General features: G+C 61.4%; 19 protein-coding genes and 1 pseudogene. 5 read left to right on the forward strand and 15 right to left on the reverse strand.

The features are described from left to right. Positions 1–87: 87 nt before the first annotated feature. The 4 genes and pseudogenes from B0G81_RS04660 to B0G81_RS44385 all read right to left on the reverse strand — a co-directional run. The gene (locus tag B0G81_RS04660) at positions 88–2,325 is read right to left on the reverse strand and encodes a xanthine dehydrogenase family protein molybdopterin-binding subunit (RefSeq protein WP_134133694.1); all 2,238 of its coding nucleotides are present in this window, start codon (positions 2,323–2,325) and stop codon (positions 88–90) included. Positions 2,326–2,349: 24 nt separating this feature from the next. Then, the gene (locus B0G81_RS04665; protein WP_134133695.1) at positions 2,350–3,357 is read right to left on the reverse strand and encodes a xanthine dehydrogenase family protein subunit M; all 1,008 of its coding nucleotides are present in this window, start codon (positions 3,355–3,357) and stop codon (positions 2,350–2,352) included. An 11-nt stretch (positions 3,358–3,368) separates the two neighbouring features. After that, a complete protein-coding gene (locus B0G81_RS04670; RefSeq protein WP_106278475.1) occupies positions 3,369–3,917 on the reverse strand; it encodes a (2Fe-2S)-binding protein in 549 nt (182 codons plus the stop codon). A 222-nt stretch (positions 3,918–4,139) separates the two neighbouring features. Continuing rightward, a pseudogene (locus B0G81_RS44385) lies at positions 4,140–4,253 on the reverse strand (type 1 glutamine amidotransferase domain-containing protein); the annotation flags it as partial. 236 nt (positions 4,254–4,489) lie between these two features. On the opposite strand from B0G81_RS44385, the gene B0G81_RS04680 reads away from it, so the two are divergent. After that, entirely contained in the window at positions 4,490–4,777 is a 288-nt protein-coding gene (locus B0G81_RS04680; protein ID WP_134133696.1) for a DUF1330 domain-containing protein, read from the forward strand. A 35-nt stretch (positions 4,778–4,812) separates the two neighbouring features. Here the strand turns inward: B0G81_RS04680 and B0G81_RS04685 are convergent, their stop codons facing one another. From B0G81_RS04685 to B0G81_RS04705, 5 genes are all read right to left on the reverse strand, one after another. Beyond that, positions 4,813–5,247 (reverse strand): YciI family protein, encoded by a 435-nt coding sequence (locus tag B0G81_RS04685; protein ID WP_116123094.1) that lies wholly within the window; start codon positions 5,245–5,247, stop codon positions 4,813–4,815. 142 nt (positions 5,248–5,389) lie between these two features. Then, positions 5,390–6,634 carry a citrate synthase gene (locus tag B0G81_RS04690; RefSeq protein WP_134133697.1) on the reverse strand — a complete coding sequence of 415 codons (1,245 nt, stop codon included), beginning with the start codon at positions 6,632–6,634 and terminating at the stop codon, positions 5,390–5,392. Positions 6,635–6,741: 107 nt separating this feature from the next. Next, entirely contained in the window at positions 6,742–7,131 is a 390-nt protein-coding gene (locus tag B0G81_RS04695) for a VOC family protein (RefSeq protein WP_134133698.1), read from the reverse strand. Between the two features lie 25 nt (positions 7,132–7,156). After that, positions 7,157–8,473: an MFS transporter gene (locus tag B0G81_RS04700; protein ID WP_106278465.1), complete on the reverse strand. Its 1,317-nt coding sequence runs from the start codon at positions 8,471–8,473 to the stop codon at positions 7,157–7,159. A 53-nt stretch (positions 8,474–8,526) separates the two neighbouring features. Continuing rightward, a complete protein-coding gene (locus tag B0G81_RS04705) occupies positions 8,527–9,285 on the reverse strand; it encodes an SDR family oxidoreductase (RefSeq protein WP_116123098.1) in 759 nt (252 codons plus the stop codon). 311 nt (positions 9,286–9,596) lie between these two features. Between B0G81_RS04705 and B0G81_RS04710 the strand changes: the two genes are divergently transcribed. Then, positions 9,597–10,559, forward strand: coding sequence for a D-glycerate dehydrogenase (locus tag B0G81_RS04710; protein ID WP_134133699.1), 963 nt, complete (start codon positions 9,597–9,599; stop codon positions 10,557–10,559). A gap of 158 nt (positions 10,560–10,717) precedes the next feature. Here B0G81_RS04710 and B0G81_RS04715 read toward each other — a convergent pair whose 3' ends face one another. Together B0G81_RS04715 and B0G81_RS44390 are read right to left on the reverse strand one after the other, a co-directional pair. After that, entirely contained in the window at positions 10,718–11,191 is a 474-nt protein-coding gene (locus tag B0G81_RS04715; protein ID WP_106278459.1) for a PRC-barrel domain-containing protein, read from the reverse strand. A 70-nt stretch (positions 11,192–11,261) separates the two neighbouring features. Then, positions 11,262–11,660 carry a hypothetical protein gene (locus tag B0G81_RS44390; RefSeq protein ID WP_243856357.1) on the reverse strand — a complete coding sequence of 133 codons (399 nt, stop codon included), beginning with the start codon at positions 11,658–11,660 and terminating at the stop codon, positions 11,262–11,264. A gap of 169 nt (positions 11,661–11,829) precedes the next feature. On the opposite strand from B0G81_RS44390, the gene B0G81_RS04730 reads away from it, so the two are divergent. After that, complete coding sequence (locus tag B0G81_RS04730; protein ID WP_134133700.1) at positions 11,830–12,339, forward strand: hypothetical protein; 510 nt, start codon at positions 11,830–11,832, stop codon at positions 12,337–12,339. A 27-nt stretch (positions 12,340–12,366) separates the two neighbouring features. Here B0G81_RS04730 and B0G81_RS04735 read toward each other — a convergent pair whose 3' ends face one another. The 3 genes from B0G81_RS04735 to phaP form a co-directional block, all read right to left on the reverse strand. Further along, complete coding sequence (locus B0G81_RS04735; RefSeq protein WP_134142992.1) at positions 12,367–12,693, reverse strand: H-NS family nucleoid-associated regulatory protein; 327 nt, start codon at positions 12,691–12,693, stop codon at positions 12,367–12,369. Between the two features lie 982 nt (positions 12,694–13,675). Beyond that, positions 13,676–14,263, reverse strand: a complete 588-nt coding sequence (locus B0G81_RS04745; protein WP_347877441.1) for a hypothetical protein — start codon at positions 14,261–14,263, stop codon at positions 13,676–13,678. Between the two features lie 105 nt (positions 14,264–14,368). Further along, positions 14,369–14,863 carry a TIGR01841 family phasin gene (gene phaP / locus B0G81_RS04750; protein ID WP_134133701.1) on the reverse strand — a complete coding sequence of 165 codons (495 nt, stop codon included), beginning with the start codon at positions 14,861–14,863 and terminating at the stop codon, positions 14,369–14,371. A gap of 415 nt (positions 14,864–15,278) precedes the next feature. Between phaP and B0G81_RS04755 the strand changes: the two genes are divergently transcribed. Further along, entirely contained in the window at positions 15,279–15,767 is a 489-nt protein-coding gene (locus B0G81_RS04755) for an NUDIX hydrolase (protein WP_134133702.1), read from the forward strand. A 135-nt stretch (positions 15,768–15,902) separates the two neighbouring features. Here the strand turns inward: B0G81_RS04755 and B0G81_RS04760 are convergent, their stop codons facing one another. Further along, a complete protein-coding gene (locus B0G81_RS04760; protein WP_134133703.1) occupies positions 15,903–17,195 on the reverse strand; it encodes a divalent metal cation transporter in 1,293 nt (430 codons plus the stop codon). A gap of 403 nt (positions 17,196–17,598) precedes the next feature. Between B0G81_RS04760 and B0G81_RS04765 the strand changes: the two genes are divergently transcribed. Beyond that, positions 17,599–18,405: a transglutaminase family protein gene (locus tag B0G81_RS04765; RefSeq protein ID WP_134133704.1), complete on the forward strand. Its 807-nt coding sequence runs from the start codon at positions 17,599–17,601 to the stop codon at positions 18,403–18,405. Positions 18,406–18,610: the final 205 nt, after the last annotated feature.

Here is an 18,610-nt window from a genome sequence, read left to right on the forward strand (position 1 = left end):
CGTGCGATGCCTGGTTCGTCTTCGATCATCGCAAGACAAGCTAATAGGATAGCTTTCCCGGCCACGACTTCCAATGAACATCGGTCCTCAAGTCATTTCCGCCGCCAGCAGATCTTCGATCATGATCGGCAGCTTGCGCACGCGCACGCCGGTCGCATGACAGGTTGCGTCCGTGATCGCCGCCGCGATGCCCGCAAGCCCGATCTCCGCAATCCCGCGAGCGCCGAGTTCGTTGAACACGGTATCCGGATGATCGAGAAAGGTCACGTCGAGTTCGGGCGTGTCCGCGTTCGTCGCAACGACGTAATCGGCCAGGTTGCTGTTGATCGGTGCGCCCGTCTGTTTGTCGTACGTGGTGTGCTCGAACAGCGCCATGCCGACGCCCATCACGACTGCGCCTTCGATCTGGTTGCGCGCGGCGCGCGGATTGACGATGCGTCCTCCATCGATCACCGTGACGACGCGGCTCACGCGCAACCGTGCGATCTCCGGCTGCCACGTGACTTCGACAAAGTGCGCGCCGTACGAATAGATGGAGAAGCGTTTCTTCAGCGGATCGTCGAAGCCGCCTTTGGCGCTGCCGCTGCCTGACGCGGCGCGCATCTTCGCTGCTTCGAGAATCTGGCCGAACGGCACGCCGCGCTCCGGGGCTTCACCCTTGCGATGCACGTGTCCCGCGCTGAACGCGAGTTCGTCCTCACGTGCGCCTTTGAACGGCGAACCGTCGACGGCCGCCGCACGCGACAGCAAAATCTTGCTGGCCGCACGCACCGCATCGAGCACGGCGGGAATCACCGATGCCGTCGCCGCACTGCCACCCGAAATCGGTCCCAAGGGCAACATGGAATCGCCGAGACCGACCTCGATGCGCGCGAGCGGAATGCCGGTTTCTTCGGCGACCAGTTGTGCGAGCACCGTGTACGTGCCGGTGCCGATGTCCTGCGTGCCGCATACCACCCGGGCGCTGCCGTCCGCTCGCAGATCGACGTCCGCCGCAGCGGAGAAGCGCAAGCCTGGCCAGACACAGGCGCCGACACCCCAGCCCAAGGTCAGGCCGTCGCGCTGCATCGAGCCGACACCCGGCGTCCGCTGCGACCACCCGAAGCGCTCGGCGCCGGTGCGCAAACATTCGACCAGATGCCTTGAAGAGAAGGGCAAACCGGTGCTCTCGTCCACGCGCGGTTCATTGCGCAGCCTCAACTCGACGGGATCGAGGTTCAGCACATGCGCCAGTTCGTTCATCGCCGATTCGATTGCGTACAGGCCGGGCACGGCACCCGGGCCGCGCATCGACGTCGGCGAGCCGACGTTGCGGCGCGCGAGGCCCGAGGTCACACGCAGATTCGGCGTGCTGTAGATGAGCGGCGTGACTTCGCCACAGCTTTCCTGGTACTCGTCGGCGATCGCGGTGTGGTTGACGTAGTCGTGCTGCAATGACGTGAGTTTGCCGTCGCGGTCGGCTGACATCCGCACACGCTGCTGCGTGACGGGGCGATGGCCGACGTTCTGAAACATCATCTTGCGGCTCACAACCAGCTTCACGGGACGGCCCATCTGACGCGTCGCCGCCGCCGCGAGCAGTGTGTGCGGCCACATCCAGAGCTTGCCGCCAAAGCCTGATCCAAGATAGCGGGAGATCACGCGGATCTTTTCCTTCGGCACGCCGAGCATCTGCGAGAGCGTGCCCAAATGGACCGTGATGGCCTGCGTGGTCTCGTAAAACGTGTAGTTCTCTCCGTCCCAGTCCGCGATCGACGCGTGCAGTTCGATCGGGTTGTGCGTTTCCGTCGGCGTCACGTAGGTTGCGTCGAGCGTCGCCGGCGCAGCGTCGAACGCACGATCCGGGTCGCCGCGCTCGCTCTCGGCCTTGGGCTTCTCGTCGGCCTCGAGTTCGTCGCGCACGTCGTGCGGCGTGACTTCGTAGCGGGCGCCGATCGCCGCCGATGCCGCGCTCGCCGCTTCGAAGGTATCGGCGATCACGACAGCGATGTACTGGCCGTAGTAGCGGATGACGTCGTCCTCGAAGGGCGGCCGCGCTTCGTCGACGTAGCCGGTCTCCATCGAGTTGCCGGAGATCCGGTAGAAGCGGCCGATATTGTCTCGATGCAGCACCGCGTGCACGCCGGGCATCGCCTCGGCCTCGGCGATATCGAGCGACGCGAGCCGGCCGCTCGCGATCGTGCTGCACACGGGCACGGCTATCAGCAGATCGGGCAGATCCACGTCGGCGGTATAGATAGCGCCGCCGCTGACCTTCAGCGGTCCGTCGACGCGCGCTTGAGGCTGTCCGATCACGGACAGCACGGAGTCGGGCATGGTGGACATGGTGCGTTCCTTTCGATGGACGGTTCAGGACGTCGCGGCCGTAGCCTGGGTCAGCGCATGGATGATGCACCGGCGCGCGAGTTCGACTTTGAAGCCGTTCTGGCTTTGCGGCTTCGCATTTGCAAGCGCGGCATCCGCGGCCTTGCGGAAGGTTGAGGCGTCGGGCGTTGCGCCGCGCAGCACGGCTTCCGCTTCTAGCGCATGCCAAGGCCGCGTGCCTACGCCGCCGAGCGCGACGCGCACATGCCCGATGCGTCCACCGTCGAGCGTCATGACCACGGCGGCCGACGCCAGCGCGAACTCGTAAGACGCGCGATCGCGCAATTTCAGATAAACGGAACGGGCACCCGCGGGAAGAGGCGGCAGTGTCACATGCGTGATGAGGTCGCCCGCGTCGAGCACGTTCTCACGCTGTGGCGTTGCGCCCGGCAACACGAAGAAGTCGTCGATCGCGATGCTGCGCGCGCCGTTCGTCCCTTCGATGTGAATGGTGGCGTCCAGCGCGGTCAAGGCGACGTTCATATCCGACGGGTTGGTGGCGATGCAGGCGTCGCTGGCGCCGAGAATCGCCAGCGTGCGATTGAATCCCTGCGTGGCCGGACAGCCCGAGCCCGGCTCGCGCTTATTGCATGGCATCGCGGTATCGCGAAAGTAGACGCAGCGCGTGCGTTGTAGCAGATTGCCGCCGGTCGTCGCCATGTTTCGCAATTGGGCTGAGGCTCCGGCGAGCAGCGCCTGCGATAGCACGGCGTACGGCGTGCGGATCAGCGGATGCAATGCGAGGTCGGCATTGCGCGCCGTCGCGCCGATCTTCACGCCGCCGTCGGGCAGCGCTTCGATAGTGTCTAGCGGCAGCCGGCTGATGTCGATAACCCGCGTCGGCCGCTCGACGTTTAGCTTCATGAGGTCGAGCAAGGTCGTGCCGCCCGCCAGAAAGCGTACTTGTGCGCCTTGCTGGGCCGTTGCCGAAGTCGCGCCCGCCGCGATCGCGTCACGCACACCGTTGGCGCGCGACAACTGGAAGATTTCCATGATGGCGCTCCTCAGGATTGGCCGCGCACGCGCTGGATCGCCGCGACGATATTCTGGTAGGCGCCGCAGCGGCACAGATTGCCGCTCATCGCTTCGCGCACTTCGGCGTCGCCGGGCCCGACTGCTTCATCGAGCAGCGCGACCGCGGACATGATCTGGCCCGACGTGCAGTAGCCGCACTGGTAGCCGTCGCATTCTACAAACGCGGCCTGCATCGGATGCAGCGCTTCGGGCTGACCGATGCCTTCGATGGTGGTGATTTCGTCGCCGGCGTGCGTGCCGGCGAGCGACAGGCATGCATTCACGCGCCGTCCGTTCACGTGCACGGTGCAGGCGCCGCATTGGCCGTGGTCGCAACCCTTTTTGGTGCCGGTGAGGTGCAAATGCTCGCGCAGCGCATCCAGCAGCGTGGTGCGCGGATCGAGCGACAGCGTGTAGAGATTGCCGTTGACGGTCAACTCGACAGGCATCGTCGCGTTCGCGGAAGGCTGGCGGCTGGTTCGGGCGGCGTCGGGATCGGCGCTCTGTTGCGGGGTGGTGGAGGCGGTCTGTTGCATCATGCGTTCTCCTCATGGCGAGAGAGGCCACGATCCGGCGACAACGGGCGCGGCCGGAGCGGCGGGCTGAAGCGGGATTTGGACCCATTGGCGAACGATTCGCCGGGCATCTTGCATTCGGGTGGCGTTGCGTCGCAACACGCGTCACGCACGCCAGGTGATGGTGCAGCAAATCTGATGCCCAGGTGCGCCGCCGCGGAAATTCATTTGAGGCTGACGGGCTCGTCGCTCGAGTTCGTCCTCGACGAGGAAGAGCATGAACTTGATGAGGCTCACGGCTTCTTCTTCATCATTGGTAAAACTGGTGACGCGCTCTCCCTTGACGAGAGGCTGTCCATCAATGCCAAAGATTATGTTGTCGCATGCCGTGTTTCAGGAGACATCGAAGTGGGCGACACACGATTTACCGACGCGCTCGTCAAAGCGCTTCACGCCACGACGACTCGATAGCTATCGCGACGCTAGAATGGAGGATGCAATAAGATTCGACTATGCGCCGACGCTGCGTATCGAGGTCCAATACGCTCGCAGGGGAACGTCGTGCGCATCTTCACCACACTTCAGGAGCGTACGTTATGGCGACATTTATCGTCTTCACGAAGGAAAGCACGCAGGATCAGGCTGAACTCGACATCTATCAAAGCAAGGTGGGCGAGACTTTCAAGGGTCATCCCGTCACGATTCTCGCTGCCTATGGACCCCAGCAGGTTCTTGAGGGCGACGCGCCTGAGGGTGTGGTGATCGTGCAGTTTCCGTCAACAGAAGCCGCGCGTGCGTGGTACGACAGCCCGGCGTATCAGGAAGTCGCTCAGCACCGGTTCAAGGGCGCGCGTTACCGCGCGGTTCTCGTCGAAGGCGAGTGACGAGAGGCGGCAACGATCGCGCGTGCAGAGGTCTCTTACTCTTTACTTTGCTTCGATTCGATCTGCTGCCGAAGCCGCTCTTCATTTTCCTGAAGCTCGGGCGTGAACGCCTCGCCAAAATCCGCAGCTTCGAAGAACGGACGAATTTCGATTTCCGAGTCGCTTGCCATCGGGTTCGGGCAGCGGCGCACCCATTCAATCGCTTCGTCCATTGATTGCACTTGCCAGATCCAGTAGCCCGCAATCAGTTCCTTGGTTTCGGCAAACGGACCGTCGACGACGGTTCGGTCCTGGCCGGAAAATCTGACGCGCGCGCCCTTCGAGCTCGGCTTCAGTCCGTCGCCGCCGAGCATGATGCCGGCCTTGACCAGTTCCTCGTTATATCGGCCCATCGCCTCGATAAGTTCCGTGCTGGGCATTTGACCGGCTTCAGATTCGGCGGTCGCCTTCACCATGACCATGACGCGCATGGGGATTCTCCTGTCTAAAGTTGGGCCCCGGATTATGTGGAAGATGTCCGGTGCCTTCAATACGACGACGAACGAATGCGCGCGAAATCGACAGTCGCATCGAAAGTTTTCTGTTTTAGCCGAGATCGGGCAAACGCGCTTCTCAGCGCTCGACCACCTTGAATACCCGATTCTTGTCGAGCGTAGCTGGGTCGAGCGCCTTTTCGCCGCCTTCAGCGGGCGGCGCGGGGCTGACGTCTTCCAATGCGCGGCCTGTGTAGCGGCCCCGTGGCCGAATGACCTTGCCGACCCGGAGTTGCTCGATGCAATGCGCCAGCAAACCCACGCTTCGCGCCGTTGCGAATAGCGCGAACGACGCGTCGCGCGGCAACGCCAACTGCGCCGCCAATGCGGCAAGCGCAATGTCGATGTTCGGCCTGAGGCCGGTCAGTTCAACCACCTTGTTGATGAACGACGTGAGTTCTCGAGGCGGATCGAGCACCTCGAGCAATGCGGCCGCCCGCGCATCGCCGTCCGGGTAGAGGTGATGACCGAATCCTGGAATGGGCGTGGCCGACTGCAAATGATGCACCACGACATGCTCCGCGCCGAGTCTCCCGACGTCGTCGAACACGGCTCTCACGCGACCTGACGCATCGCCATGCAGCGGGCCTGAGAGCGTCGCGAGCCCCGTGAGCAGGCATCCCGGCAAGGATGCGCCGGTGGAGGCGGTAATTCTGGCGGCGAACGCCGAACTTGTCGTCTCGTGGTCGGCCACGAGGACCATGGCGCGGCGGATGAGTTCGGCTCCCGCACGGTCTTGGCCCCAACCCAGCGCGAGCCGTTCATGCGTGGGTTGTGCATTCGCGTCGCGGCGCGCGCCAAACGCCTGCGCGATCAGCGCCACGAGCCGGCCTGCCTCGACATGCAGTGCGCTGTCGGTACGTCCGAGGGTGGAATGACCGCAGGCCGCGAGCGCCGCCAGCGACATGAACGCGCATTGCCGGCCGCGCTCGCCGCCCTGTAGCGGCAGGTCACCGGGTTCGAAGGAGACGGGCCCGCGCGCGTTCCAGAGTATGGCCGCCACGTCTTCGAGCGTCGCCGTGTCGGAAAGCCGGATGCTATCCCGTCCGCGGTAATACGCCCGCCCTTTCGAGAAGGTGGTGATGCCGCTGTAAATGCACGGCTCGGTGCCGAATATGGTCCCGGCGGCGAGCGCCTCGCGCTTGCGTCCAACCTGTTTTTTGCGGCACAGACCGGCCACGTCTTCCGCACGATAAAGGCTCTTGCGCGGGTCATTCGGATCCGGCATGACCGCGATGTTGCCTCGACTGACGTACGCATAGATAGTCTGCGCCTGCACGCCGAGTTGTCGAGCCGCTTCAGTCAGCGTGATCCAGTTTCGCATGGGATGGCAGGAAAGGTGATGCAGCGGAACGGGCAGCAGAGCCGTTGCCAGGCGGATCGCGCCGTACATTCGAGCGCAACCGGTCGAGCGTCAATATTGACGGCTTTTCAGGTAAAAGTCATCTCGGCGGGTCGCCGCTCAAGGATCTCGACCAGAATGTCCCCTGGCGAACGCACGAAGCAGGCTCTGACGCCGGGGCGAACCTGCTTGATCGGCTCGACGATTTCCGCGTCGCAGCGCGACAGATGCTCGAACGCGGCGTCGAGATCGTCCACGACCACACCGAAATGATCGATGCCCTGTTTCCGCTCGCCATCGGCGCGGCCGGTTTGCGCGCTCGCCAACGCCGTGATGAAAAGGTTGATGCTGCCGATGCGCAAATCCACCCGCCCCGGACGACGCACGATCTCGGCGTTCAGACAGCGCGCAAACCATGCGGCGGTGGCTTCGGCGTCGGCCGAGCACAGTTGCAGATGATCCCACTTGAATTCGATCATACGATTTCACCGATGGTCAGAGGCGTCATAGTTCGATGCGGGAGAGTTTCCCCAGCAGCACGGAGTAAGAGAACGCGCCGAGCAGGCATATCGCGCCCATCAGGTTGAGAGCCCAGTAGAAGTGGCCAGTGTGGTGAGTGATATAACCGATCATGAGAGGTGTCGTCACGCCCGCAATATTGGCCGCGAGGCTGGTGATGCTGCTGGTGAGTCCCACGTATTGGCGCGGCGCGATTTCGGAAACGGCGGCCCACGACATCGACCCGACACCCTGCGCGAAGAACGCGATAGTCAGGATAGCGATCACCGCCTCGTTCGACTCGACAAAATTGACGAGCATGATCGATGCTCCCAGCAGCGTGCCGATAATGAGCGGCGTCTTGCGTGCCGTGGAAATCGATACTCCGCGTCGAATGAAAAAATCCGAGAGGGAGCCCGCAAGGAGAATGCCGGCCGTCGCGCCGATAAAGGGGAGTGCCTGGAAAATGCCGACCTTGATCATCGACATGTGCCGCGCTTCGATCAGATAGGTCATGAACCACGTGGTGAAGAAAACAAGCAATGTGTTGTTGCAGAACTTGCCCATGCAGATGGCGAGAATCTGCCGGTAACCGAGCAGCTTGAGCGCCATACGCCAATCGAACTTCTCGCGCGGCTTGCGTGCAGCCGTCGAGCCGTCGTTGATGTATTGAAGTTCGGCGGCATTCACACCCGCGTGCTGATGCGGGTCGCGATAGACCCGGTACCAGACGAGACTGAAGAGAATGCCGACACCGCCCGTGACGTAGAAGACCATGCGCCAGCCATACGCGGCGGAAATCCACAGCAACAGGCCGGTGAACAAGGGTGTGCCGATGTATTGCCCCATGACATAGACGCTGGTCGCGAAGCCGCGCTCGCGGGCGGGAAACCACAACGTCACGGCGCGCGCGTTCGAAGGGAAAGCCGGCGCTTCCAGCGCACCGATGGCGAGCCGCGAGCCGAGCAGCATGTGATAGCCGCTCGCGAGACCTTGCGTCAGCGTGGCGAACGACCAGCCGACGAGGGACAGCGCATAAGCGACACGCGAGCCGAGAATGTCGGTCAGTATGCCGCCGGGCACCAGACCGATCGAGTAGGCGAGGCCGAATGCGGCAAACAGCTCGCCCATCTGCATCTTGTCCAGCGCCAGGCCTTTCGAGAGGCCCGGCGCGACGATGCCGAGCGCCGACCTGTCCACGTAGTTGAGGATGGTTGCCGCGAGCAGCATCGAGAGCACGACGTATCGCACTCTGGAGCGCTTCGTGGTATCCGCGTAAGCCGGGTTTCGCGCCGACAATGTTTGTTCGTCTACGACTTTCATCGGTGTCTCCAGTGCATTGGCCGGTGTTCTTTTTATATGGGCGTGAGGGCGGTTTATCCGCGGCCGACGAACGGCATCGCGCTCGCCATGATCGTCATGTTGAGAACATTGGCTTCGAGCGGAAGGCTGGCCATATGCACGACGGCGTTCGCGACGTGCGTCACATCCATTCTTGCTTCAGGCGCCATGCGTCCGTCCGCTTGCAGTACGCCGCGGTTCATGCGTTCCGTGAGCGATGTGGCCGCATTACCAATATCGATCTGGCCGCAGGCGATGTTGAACGCACGTCCGTCCAGCGCGATCGAGCGGGTGATTCCGGTGACGGCATGTTTTGTCGCGGTATAGGCGATGGTATGCGGCCTCGGCGAATGAGCGGAGATCGATCCGTTATTGATGATTCGTCCGCCTTGAGGAGACTGCGCTTTCATCAAGCGATAAGCGGCCCGAGCGCACAGAAAGACGCCGGTCAGATTCGTGGCCACGACATCGTTCCAGAAATCGGCGTCGTAGTCTTCGAGCGGCACGGCGCCCGCGTTGCGGCCTGCGTTGTTGAAGAGCACGTCGAGCCGTCCGAATGCCTCGGCTATGCGAGCAAACGCCTGCTCGACCGATGCCGCGTCGGCAACGTCGGCCTGGAATACCTGCGCTTCTCCACCGCCCATGCCGATGGTTTCCTTCGTTTCCAGCAGCGGTTCGGCTCTGCGCCCGATCAGCGCAACGGCGAATCCCGCATTGGCGAGCGCCACGGCGGCGGCGCGGCCGATGCCGGAGCCGGCGCCGGTCACAGCGGCAAATTTCTTCGATGCAGGCATTTCACTTCCTCTCGACAGTTCGGTTGAACACGGGAAGCAGAGTTGCATTCGCACATCCGTCGAGCAATCTTGATTCATTGAATCAACATCTGGGCGCCTTGCCGATGGAGCGCGCACCAGGGTTTTCCTGATGCGCGTGTTGCCGGCAGCGCGCGGTTCGGGCAGGGAAGAAAACGAATCGCAACGTGCGGCGTGCACTGCGAACGAATAAACGGGTGAATCGTTTTCGATAGTTGATTCATCGAATCAACATTGACGGTCCCGTCCGCGGTTTCGTAGTCTCTCGACGTCTGCCTACCCAAGGAAACATCATGTCGGAAAATAACCGCACCAGGCTGTTGATTGCGCGAAAGGTGCCCACGGCCGTGGCGAATCGCGCGAAGACCGAATTCCACGCCTTCGTGACCGAGTCCGATATGGACGCGTGGTCTGTCGTCGACTTTTGCAAAAAGCACGATACGCCGGCCGTATTGATCGGGAAGAAGTCCGGTTTGCAAGCAGAGCACATTGCCGCGCTGCCTTCGACCGTGAAGATCATTGCGAACGCCAGCGCCGGTTTCGATCACATGGACGTGGCGGCCGCCCGCGAGAAGGGAATCGTCGTCACGAACGCACCCGATGCGTTGACCGAATGCACGGCCGATTTTTCCCTGCTGCTCGTGTTGGCGGCCTGCCGACGCGCGTCGGAATACGAACGGATCATGCGCAACGGCTGGGGCAAATCATTCGGGATGACCGAGATGCTGGGTATGCGCGTGAATGGCAAGACGCTCGGCATTGTCGGATTCGGGCGTATCGGACGCGCGGTCGCGAAGCGTGCTCAGGGGTTCGGCATGCGCGTGATCTACACGGACATCAACCGTGCAGCTGCGTCGCTGGAAAATGGCGCGACGTTCTACAGCAGTCTCGACGACATGCTGCCGCACTGCAACGTGCTGACGCTGCACGTGCCGGGCGGAGGCGCCCCGTTGATGACGAAAAAAGAATTTGCGCTCCTGCCGACCGGCGCGGTTTTTGTCAACGCGGCGCGTGGTGCGCTGGTGGACGAAGACGCGCTCTACGAAGCGCTGACTTCGGGGCATCTATTCGCCGCAGGGCTGGACGTGTACCGGAATGAGCCCACGGTCGATAAGCGGTTCGCCGGACTCGACAATGTGTTCCTGACGCCTCACATGGCGAGCGCCACGATGGAGACTCGCGATCAGATGGGTTTCACGGCGCTGGACAATGTTGCCGCCGTGCTGGACGAGCGGCCTGCCTTGAATCCGGTCTGACGTTCGCTTCCTCGAATATCTGTCAGGCCTGCTCCATTCGAATACGGTTTATGCATCTGTTTGATGTGCTTGCGCCCACCGCAATGAGGCGCGGTGGGCGCAAGCACTGAAGCGACAGACTAGCCGTCCGCCTGGTACGGCTTACCTGTTGGTGTTATTTAGTGTTCGCTCGGTCTGATGGCAGGGTCGCCTTCCACCACGTCATGGGTCGCTGCCCAGTACGGCTGGCGGTTGTAGTAGCTGTAAGTCGACTCTCCCCACTTCGCGTCTGCCATCGTCGGCCAGTGGTCTTTGTCGAAACCCGGGTCGTCTTTCAGACGCTGTGCGGTAATGTCGACGAAGAAGCACTTCTGGTCTGTATCGAGCGTCAACGCACTCCATGGGATGGCGTGCAGGGTGGAACCCATTCCGAGAAAGCCGCCCTCGGAAAGTACCGCGTAGGCGATACGTCCGTTCCTGACGTCCAGCATGATGTCCGAAATTTTCCCGACGTGTTCGCCGTCAGAGGACATGACCTTGTTCCCGTCGAGTGTTGCGGCGGCCATGATGTCCGGCCCCGGTCCTTCGCCGATACCACCACCGACTATTTCCGCTCCGCGGCCGGTGTCGCCTTGCGGGTTGATTGAGCCCATGATTTACCTCCTTCGAAAAAAGGTAATCCAGTGGCGCGCAAGCGGCGTTCCTGAGTGGGGCAGGTTCGTGTCAGGTCTTTGAGTCGACCCAAATACGGCCCCAGACAGTGGCGTAATGGATTGCCTGTTCGTGGTCGTAGAACAGGTCCAACGAGGCGAAAGCTTGCGGCGGCCGTCCTGGCTGTTCGATAACGAGGTCGGCGGAATGCAGACCATCGCCGGTCGGCGTCGTACTTGCGCGGAGACCATACCCGCGATGAAAGCTGATTCTGGTGGCCGGTGTGTTCGGCAGAATTTGCATTTGATTTTTTTGGGGTAGCGACACCCCGCTTTCTCTCAGTGGCGCGATTGTCCCGTCAATATGTGAAGGCTCGATGACGAGAATTCGATTGCCGCTGGAAGCAATTTGTACGACAAAATGCCGGTGCATGTAAGCCGAGCCTATCTCGGGCAGCCGAGGAAATCCCATCTCTGTTCAGCATGCAGGCCCCTCTGTTGGCTTGGGCCGTGTTCGACCCGGCGCACGATGGACGCCGTTTTCGAGCCACATCGACGTGCCGCTGCGAGGTCGCCGTTGGAGTAAGCTAACTGTATTAGAGGCGCGCCATGCCGCGCCGTATCAGACTGTGGAGCACGCCATGAAAACGCTGGACGCAACGCCGCGCACGGGCCGCGTCGTTGCGTTGGTGGCCCTGTCCGCCGCTTTGTCCGGTTGCTACTATTACGTGCCGTACGGCTACGTTCCCTACGGCGGTGTGCCGACGGTCGCTGGGCAGCAATATCCTTTCTCGACGGCCGGCACGGCGGCAGATGGTTCGGTTGTGTCAGATGCGACTGTGGCCACGAACAGCTATATCGCACCGGCCGTGCCCGTCTACGTTGCGCCTGCGTATTACCCGGTTGCGTATCCCTATTATGGCTCGCCCGCGTGGTGGGGCCCCTCAGTGTCACTGAGTTTCGGCTATTGGGGCGGCTGCTGTTATGGAGGCGGCCGATACGGCTACTGGGGTCACCACGGCTACTGGGGGCACGGACATCCGGGCGGTTGGGGCGGTCATGGCGGCTGGGGTGGCGGCGGATATCCAGGGCACGGGATGGGCGGCGGCCACTACTATGGCGGTGGCGGAGGCCACGGGCGTTCGCACTGAACGCCCGGAGCGACGCACTCTGTCAGATCAAGACGCCCGAACTGTCGCGAGGCGTGTGCCCGCGAACGGGTCACGACTCCAGTCGATGGCAGGCCGTTGACGGCTAGCCGATGTCGACGGTTTGTCGATCGCAAAGTGCGCCAGTGATTGCCCAGCGCTCGTGGCTTGCTTAAGCCACTGCGGCATGTCGCCCTTGCCGTCCCAGGTGTCGCCGAAAGCACTGCGATATCGCGCCGACTTTTGACGCGCCCTGTCTTCGGCGATTGCCGCCTTGAGGTCGCCCACCTTGATGCCCACGGCGGTCATCTTGCGGCGCAGATAAGCGATCATGCTGAGGCGTTTTTGCTCGTCCATGTCGGTTTCCCCTTCGAAGTTCCAGCCTCGTAGCGGGCTCGTGTCGTCTTGCGTTGCCGACACGTCCCGTCACCACACAATTCGGATGTGGGAAGTATCGTGTCGACGAAAGTCGGTGTCGATGTGCGATTTCTGAAAACACTGTTGCAGGCAGAGTGCAAAAAACTTTTGCGCCCCTTGATGACAGATCCGATCTCGACACGCCACGGAAAATCGCTGCCGTGTTGTGTGGAGGTATCGGGTCAAAAAACATTCGCTTTCGTTTCGACTTTCCGCGCCCTATAACGTATTTGCAGGGGCGACTATTGCGTGTCGGTGGGTCCATGAAATCCATCGATGTTGCCTGTTCGCACGCCATCCCGCGTCCACAGACCTTCGCTTGGCGCACTGCGCTTCGCTTCTTCCCAATTGCCTGAAACTTTGGCCTCGGGCGATTGGCCCGCGGATTCGAAGAGGGCTTCGCATCCGTACATCCTGTATAGATTTGAACCGCGCGACACGCGAATAACCAATCACATGGATGGAACTCAATCTAGCTTAAGGAGCCGACATGAAATTACGATCGATGGGTGCTTCTGCTTTCGGATTGTTTATTGTGGCGGGGTTGGCGTATGCGCAAAGCATGCCCGATGCTGCACAACCCGCCCCCCAGCAAAGCGCCGCAACTCAGGCTGATTCTTCGCCCAGTAGGGGGATGGAGGCCTACGGCGGCACGCCGGATACCCGTATGCAAAGCGGCGCGAGACATGCCAGGTCGTGCAGGGTGGACCCGCAATGCAACGTTTTTTTCGGGGGCAGCTAAAACCAGCCGGCGGCGCGCGAGTCGGCAGCAGACGGTCCTGTCTGCTCGCGTCCTGGTATGAAAGGTATATGGATAGGCGAAGCGTCCGCCGGCCTCAGGAGCCGGCGGAAAACGCTTTGCGCCCCGGGTTTGAGTGCTCGGGAATCTTGATATCGAGGTATGGGCCGGCAGCGGCACGCGTCAGGACGTCGACCGTGGTTCGGGCCAAGGCCAGCCTCTTTTCTCATCGCGCGCATTGACTTCCGCGGCCGGCACGACCTTAGCCGGTGCGTCGACCGGACCCACCTCATTGGAGACATCGCGCGATGGTTCAGCCAGAGCGGCTTTTCGATGATTCGAAAGTCTGGTGCCGAACCACTTCACTTTCTTCCGGAGGTAGCCGACATACGCATTCCAGCCGTCGGGATTTCCATCAAACAGATTCCGCTGAACGGCCGACGCAAGAGCGTCCCGGTCGAGTTCCGCCTCAAGCAACTCACCCGGCCACAAGGAAAATGAGCGGCCGGCGCGTGTGCTGAATTCGGCCACCGTCATTGTCGGCGCCAAGGCTTTGAGGAACGCGAAGTCCTGCAATGAAGCATGTTTCTGCACAAGATGCGCCACCGCGGCGCCCGGTTCGTTCGCGTCGTTTAAACAGTTCAGCGCGGCGAGAATGTCGCCCAGGTGAAGCAGCAGTTCTCGTCGATCAAATCGATCGTCCATCGCAGAGTGTCCGGTCATTTCGTCCTTGGCTGAAGTACGCTGTCTCGTGGTGCTGTTCTGAAGCAACCCTACGCAGCATTAGTCGCGTCCGGATACATCCGGTTCAGGAAAAAGAAATGCGAACCGAAGTTCGCATTGGCAGACGCAAAAAGTCTGGAAAGACGCAGGGTCTTAGTGAACGGCGGACACGCTCGACACGAACTGCTTAGCGGCTTTGTTAGCCGATTCATACGTTGCATTCGCCGCCGAGAGAACCGAGTTCCACGCGGCAACAGCGGATTCGCTTCCTGCCGGCGTGTTCTTCTGAAGGCTTTCCACGAAACCTTGCGCGTCCCGTTGGAACTGCTGGCCCTGCGCGGTCGCTGCGGCGGAGATTTCGCTCTGAACGCCGGACACGATTTCATGAACCTGGCGGCCGTATGCCACCACCTTTTCCGCCACAGGCTGGGAGAGGCTTGCTTGCAGCGCGAACAGCGCGCCCGGGTTGCCTGCGGAGAGTGCTTTGGTGACGATTTCCTGGTTTTCGGCGAGGACCGCTTTGCCTACTTGCAAATTCAACGCGACCAGCTGCTCGAAACCTGCAAATGCTTTGTTCGTCAGGCCGAAAAGCGCCTCGAGGCTGGACTGTTGGGCGGCAACCAATTGTTGGCGAATAAGCGTGCTCATCACTGCTCCGTAAAGGTAAGGCGGCAAGAGTGCGAGGGGCTCTGAATGAAAACAAAACCGCGCGCCAAGAGGGGAAACGTAAATTGCTGCGCTGCAACAAAACCCATTGTACGGGGGAATATTGGGATGTCAATCGGTTTCGTCGTGCGGTCGAAGAATTTCTTTGCGGCTGCCAGTGCGCCTCTCGCAAGACGACGCCAGCCGGGCCTGGTGACGCAGGCTCCGTTGAATCAATTCGCCGCTACGCTGTCTGGACAGAGGTCACGGCCCAAGCTCGATGGACTGCGACGATGAGTGCTCGGGTGGCTAAACTACGGTTTCCCGGCAGTGCTGTGACGGACGCCGAATGATTGAGGCCGCACTCACGCATCGCCCCGGGACACCCTCTTGATATGAAAAACAAAGGAGAGAATGCATGCCGAGCGTTGAACGAGCACGATCAGCTACGCTTATCGACTCTATCTGGCGCATGCTGCTTCGCCTCGGATTCCAGCTCGCTCGCCTCTGGTGGCACGTTCGGCGGCCTCGCCACGAAGGCGCGCTAGTAGCAATCTACGTTGGGCGCTCGCTGTTGCTCGTTAAATCGTCGTACCGGGCCGAGTGGAATTTTCCCGGCGGAAGCGTGCGGCCCGGTGAGGCTCCTGATGCGGCAGCGCGGCGCGAAATGGAAGAGGAGATTGGCCTGTCGTCTGGCACACTAGTCGCCGCGGGCAGTGTTTGCGGCGTTTGGGATGGGCGAAAAGACCGGGTGCATTTCTTTGAACTGCACCTCGATTGCATGCCGGAGTTGCGGCTTGATAATCGTGAGATTGTCGCCGCGCATCTGGCAGCGCCAGAGGAACTGCACGGCATCGCGCTGACGAAGGCGGTCACTGCGTATCTCGGCAAGAATGTCCGCCGTTAGGCGGTCCTTTTCCTGTTGGGTCATGTCGACGGCTCCAGGTGACGGGCGATAGCCGGCCGGTCACGTCTGATCTTGTCCTTGGCTGCATGCGATCAAACAACACCTGCCTCGCTTGGCTGAAGTCGATTGGCGGGCTCAGCCTAGCCACTTGCATGCGAATTCAGCGACCAGCGCCGCGCCTGCAAATACCGTGGCAAGCCAGCACAACGCGCGTAAAGTCCAATGCGCGCTGAGATCGCCCACTGCCGAGCGTTTCATGCTCAGCAGCACAAGCATCACCATGACAGGTGTAGCTGTAGAGCCGTTGAGCACGGCGCTCCAGTAAAGCACCCGCACGGGCTCGATCGGCACGAGCGTCAGTGCCACGCCAATCAGGACGCCGAGCGCCATCACGACAAGCAGCGCCCGCGCAACCGGCCGGTTGCGTTGCCTGCCGGCGCGCCGGTCCCGTGCACTCACCGCGGCGTTGGCCGCGGACCCGGCGAGGGGTGGCAGCGCGAGCAGCCCGGTACCGATGAACGCCAGCCCTAGCACGTGCGTCGCATATCCACCAGCTAGCGGCCGCAGTACGCTCGCGGCATCCTGGACGTCGACAAGACCGTGGCCGCTCACGTGGAGTGTCAACGCGGCCGCTGCCATGATAAATAAGCCAATGGCGTTCGAGAGGATCGTTCTGATGAGCGTGTCGCCGCGCAATTTCTTCAACTGACGGTCGCTCCCTGCGCGGTCCGCGACGCCCGCTTGAGGCGAGTGTTCTTCGATCTGCTGTTCGGCTTGGGCGAACAGCAGATACGGGCTGATTGTCGTACCCAGCACCGCCAACAGCATGGTGAAGTAGTCGACGCTCCATGTGATTCGCGGCACGACCGCGTGTAGAGCGAGCGTCGTCCATGACGGATGGCTTATCAACGTGACGCCGACGTATGCAAACAGGCACGCTGCGAGCCACTTGAGAATCCGCGCATAGCGCGCGTAGGGCACGAACCACTGGAGCGCAATCGACAGCATGCCGAAGACCGTGGCGAATAGCGGTACTGAACCGTGCCACAGGAATTGCGCGCCGACCCCCATCGCGACGACGTCAGCCGCGATATTGAGAATGTTGGCAACGAGAAAGCGCGTCACGGCGAGATAGAACAGGAGCCGCGAATAATGCTCGCGCATGTTCAGCGTCAGCCCTTTACCCGTCTGCGCGGCGATTCGTGCCGCGACAAGCTGGAACGCCACCATCGATGGATACGACAGGGCACACATCCACAGCATGTCGTATCCGAATTGCGCCCCGGCTAGCGAATACGTCACCACACCGCTCGGGTCGTTGTCTGTGGCGGTGGAAACCAGTCCCGGGCCGACGTGGGTGGCCCACGAATGCGCAGGCAACTCGTCGCGCGCATTCACACCTCGTTTATGTTCGCCGACTGCAGACATGGCTCTCCTTGCGCCGCCGCTGGCAAAACCCGGCCGTCTCGCGCGACCGGCTTACCTTCGCTGACGCTTATCTTCGATTGTTGCCGGGATGCCATTCAGGCGGCCGCATTCGTGCTGTTCGTTAAGTCAGGTGATTGCCGCCAGTCGCGCCATACGCCTCGCCTGTTAGCGAATCTCTACTCGTGCGACGCCAACAGCATTTTGCTTTGACGCACTTTTTGTGCCGGGCTTGTTGTCGTGCCGTGCCGGTATTTCTCCGAAGTGCGAACGCCATTTGTTTGTGTCCGAGCGGTTTTCCCGCGCATAAGGACAGTGTCCCGCAGGATCGACCCCGCGCTGGGAACGAGCGTTGCTCTTTTCTAGTCACCGCTTTATTCACAGTGCCGCCGCCAAAGGTAATCGAATGAAACTTCGCGTGGGTTATGAGTTGGTGTACGAGTGTGCGCAATCGACGCCGATGCTTCTGATGCTCAATACGCACAGCTCCCGCGCTCAGGACATGGTCGTTCCGGATCACGTCATTACGCATCCGTGGGTTTCGCTTCGGCAGTATCACGACTCGTTCGGCAACCTTTGCACACGTCTCACCGCGCCGCCCGGCGTGCTCACTCTGTCGGCGCGCGGCATATTCGAGGTGCCGCCGCATCACGAGCTAATCGGGTCCAACAACTATCAGAACGCAGTTGAAGAGTTACCCGACGAATGCTTGATGTTTCTGCTCGGCAGCCGCTACTGTGAGACTGATTTGCTTTCGGAGGTTGCGTGGCAAATGTTCGGCCACACGCCGCTCGGCGGAGCTCGCGTCCAGGCGATTTGCGACTTCGTGCACAGCCATATTCGCTTCGACTACAACTGCGCGCGGCCCACCAAAACAGCATGGCAAACGTGGCAGGACGGTGTCGGCGTCTGCCGCGACTACGCGCATCTCGCGGTCGCGCTGTGCCGTGCGATGAACATTCCTGCGCGCTATTGCACCGGCTACATCAGCGATGTGGGTCTGCCGCCTCCCTATCCACCGATGGACTTCTGCGCCTGGTTTGAGGCGTATCTGGGAAACAGCTGGGAAACCTTCGATCCGCGGAACAATGCGCCGCGCACGGGGCGCATCCTGATGGCACGCGGCAGGGATGCCGCCGATGTCGCGATCAGCAATACGTTCGGACCGACGTCGCTCACCCGATTTAAGGTCGTTTGCGAGCCAGATGGCTGAGCGTTGAGCGGTCGTTGCCGACGGTTTATATCCCGGCCGATGATCAAAAGATGAAGGCGCGTCGTCGTCGATCTCTGGTGGTTTGAACAGAGTATGGAGCGGGAATGGTCGTTGCGGGCACGTTCGCGAATGCTTTCGTTCAAGTCTTCTGGAAATGACGAAAGTCGGATTCGCGGCAGTCTGTGAGAAAGCCTGCGGAATTAGG

Origin of the sequence: Paraburkholderia sp. BL6665CI2N2 (assembly GCF_004366535.1) — a bacterium.
Taxonomy (GTDB): domain Bacteria; phylum Pseudomonadota; class Gammaproteobacteria; order Burkholderiales; family Burkholderiaceae; genus Paraburkholderia.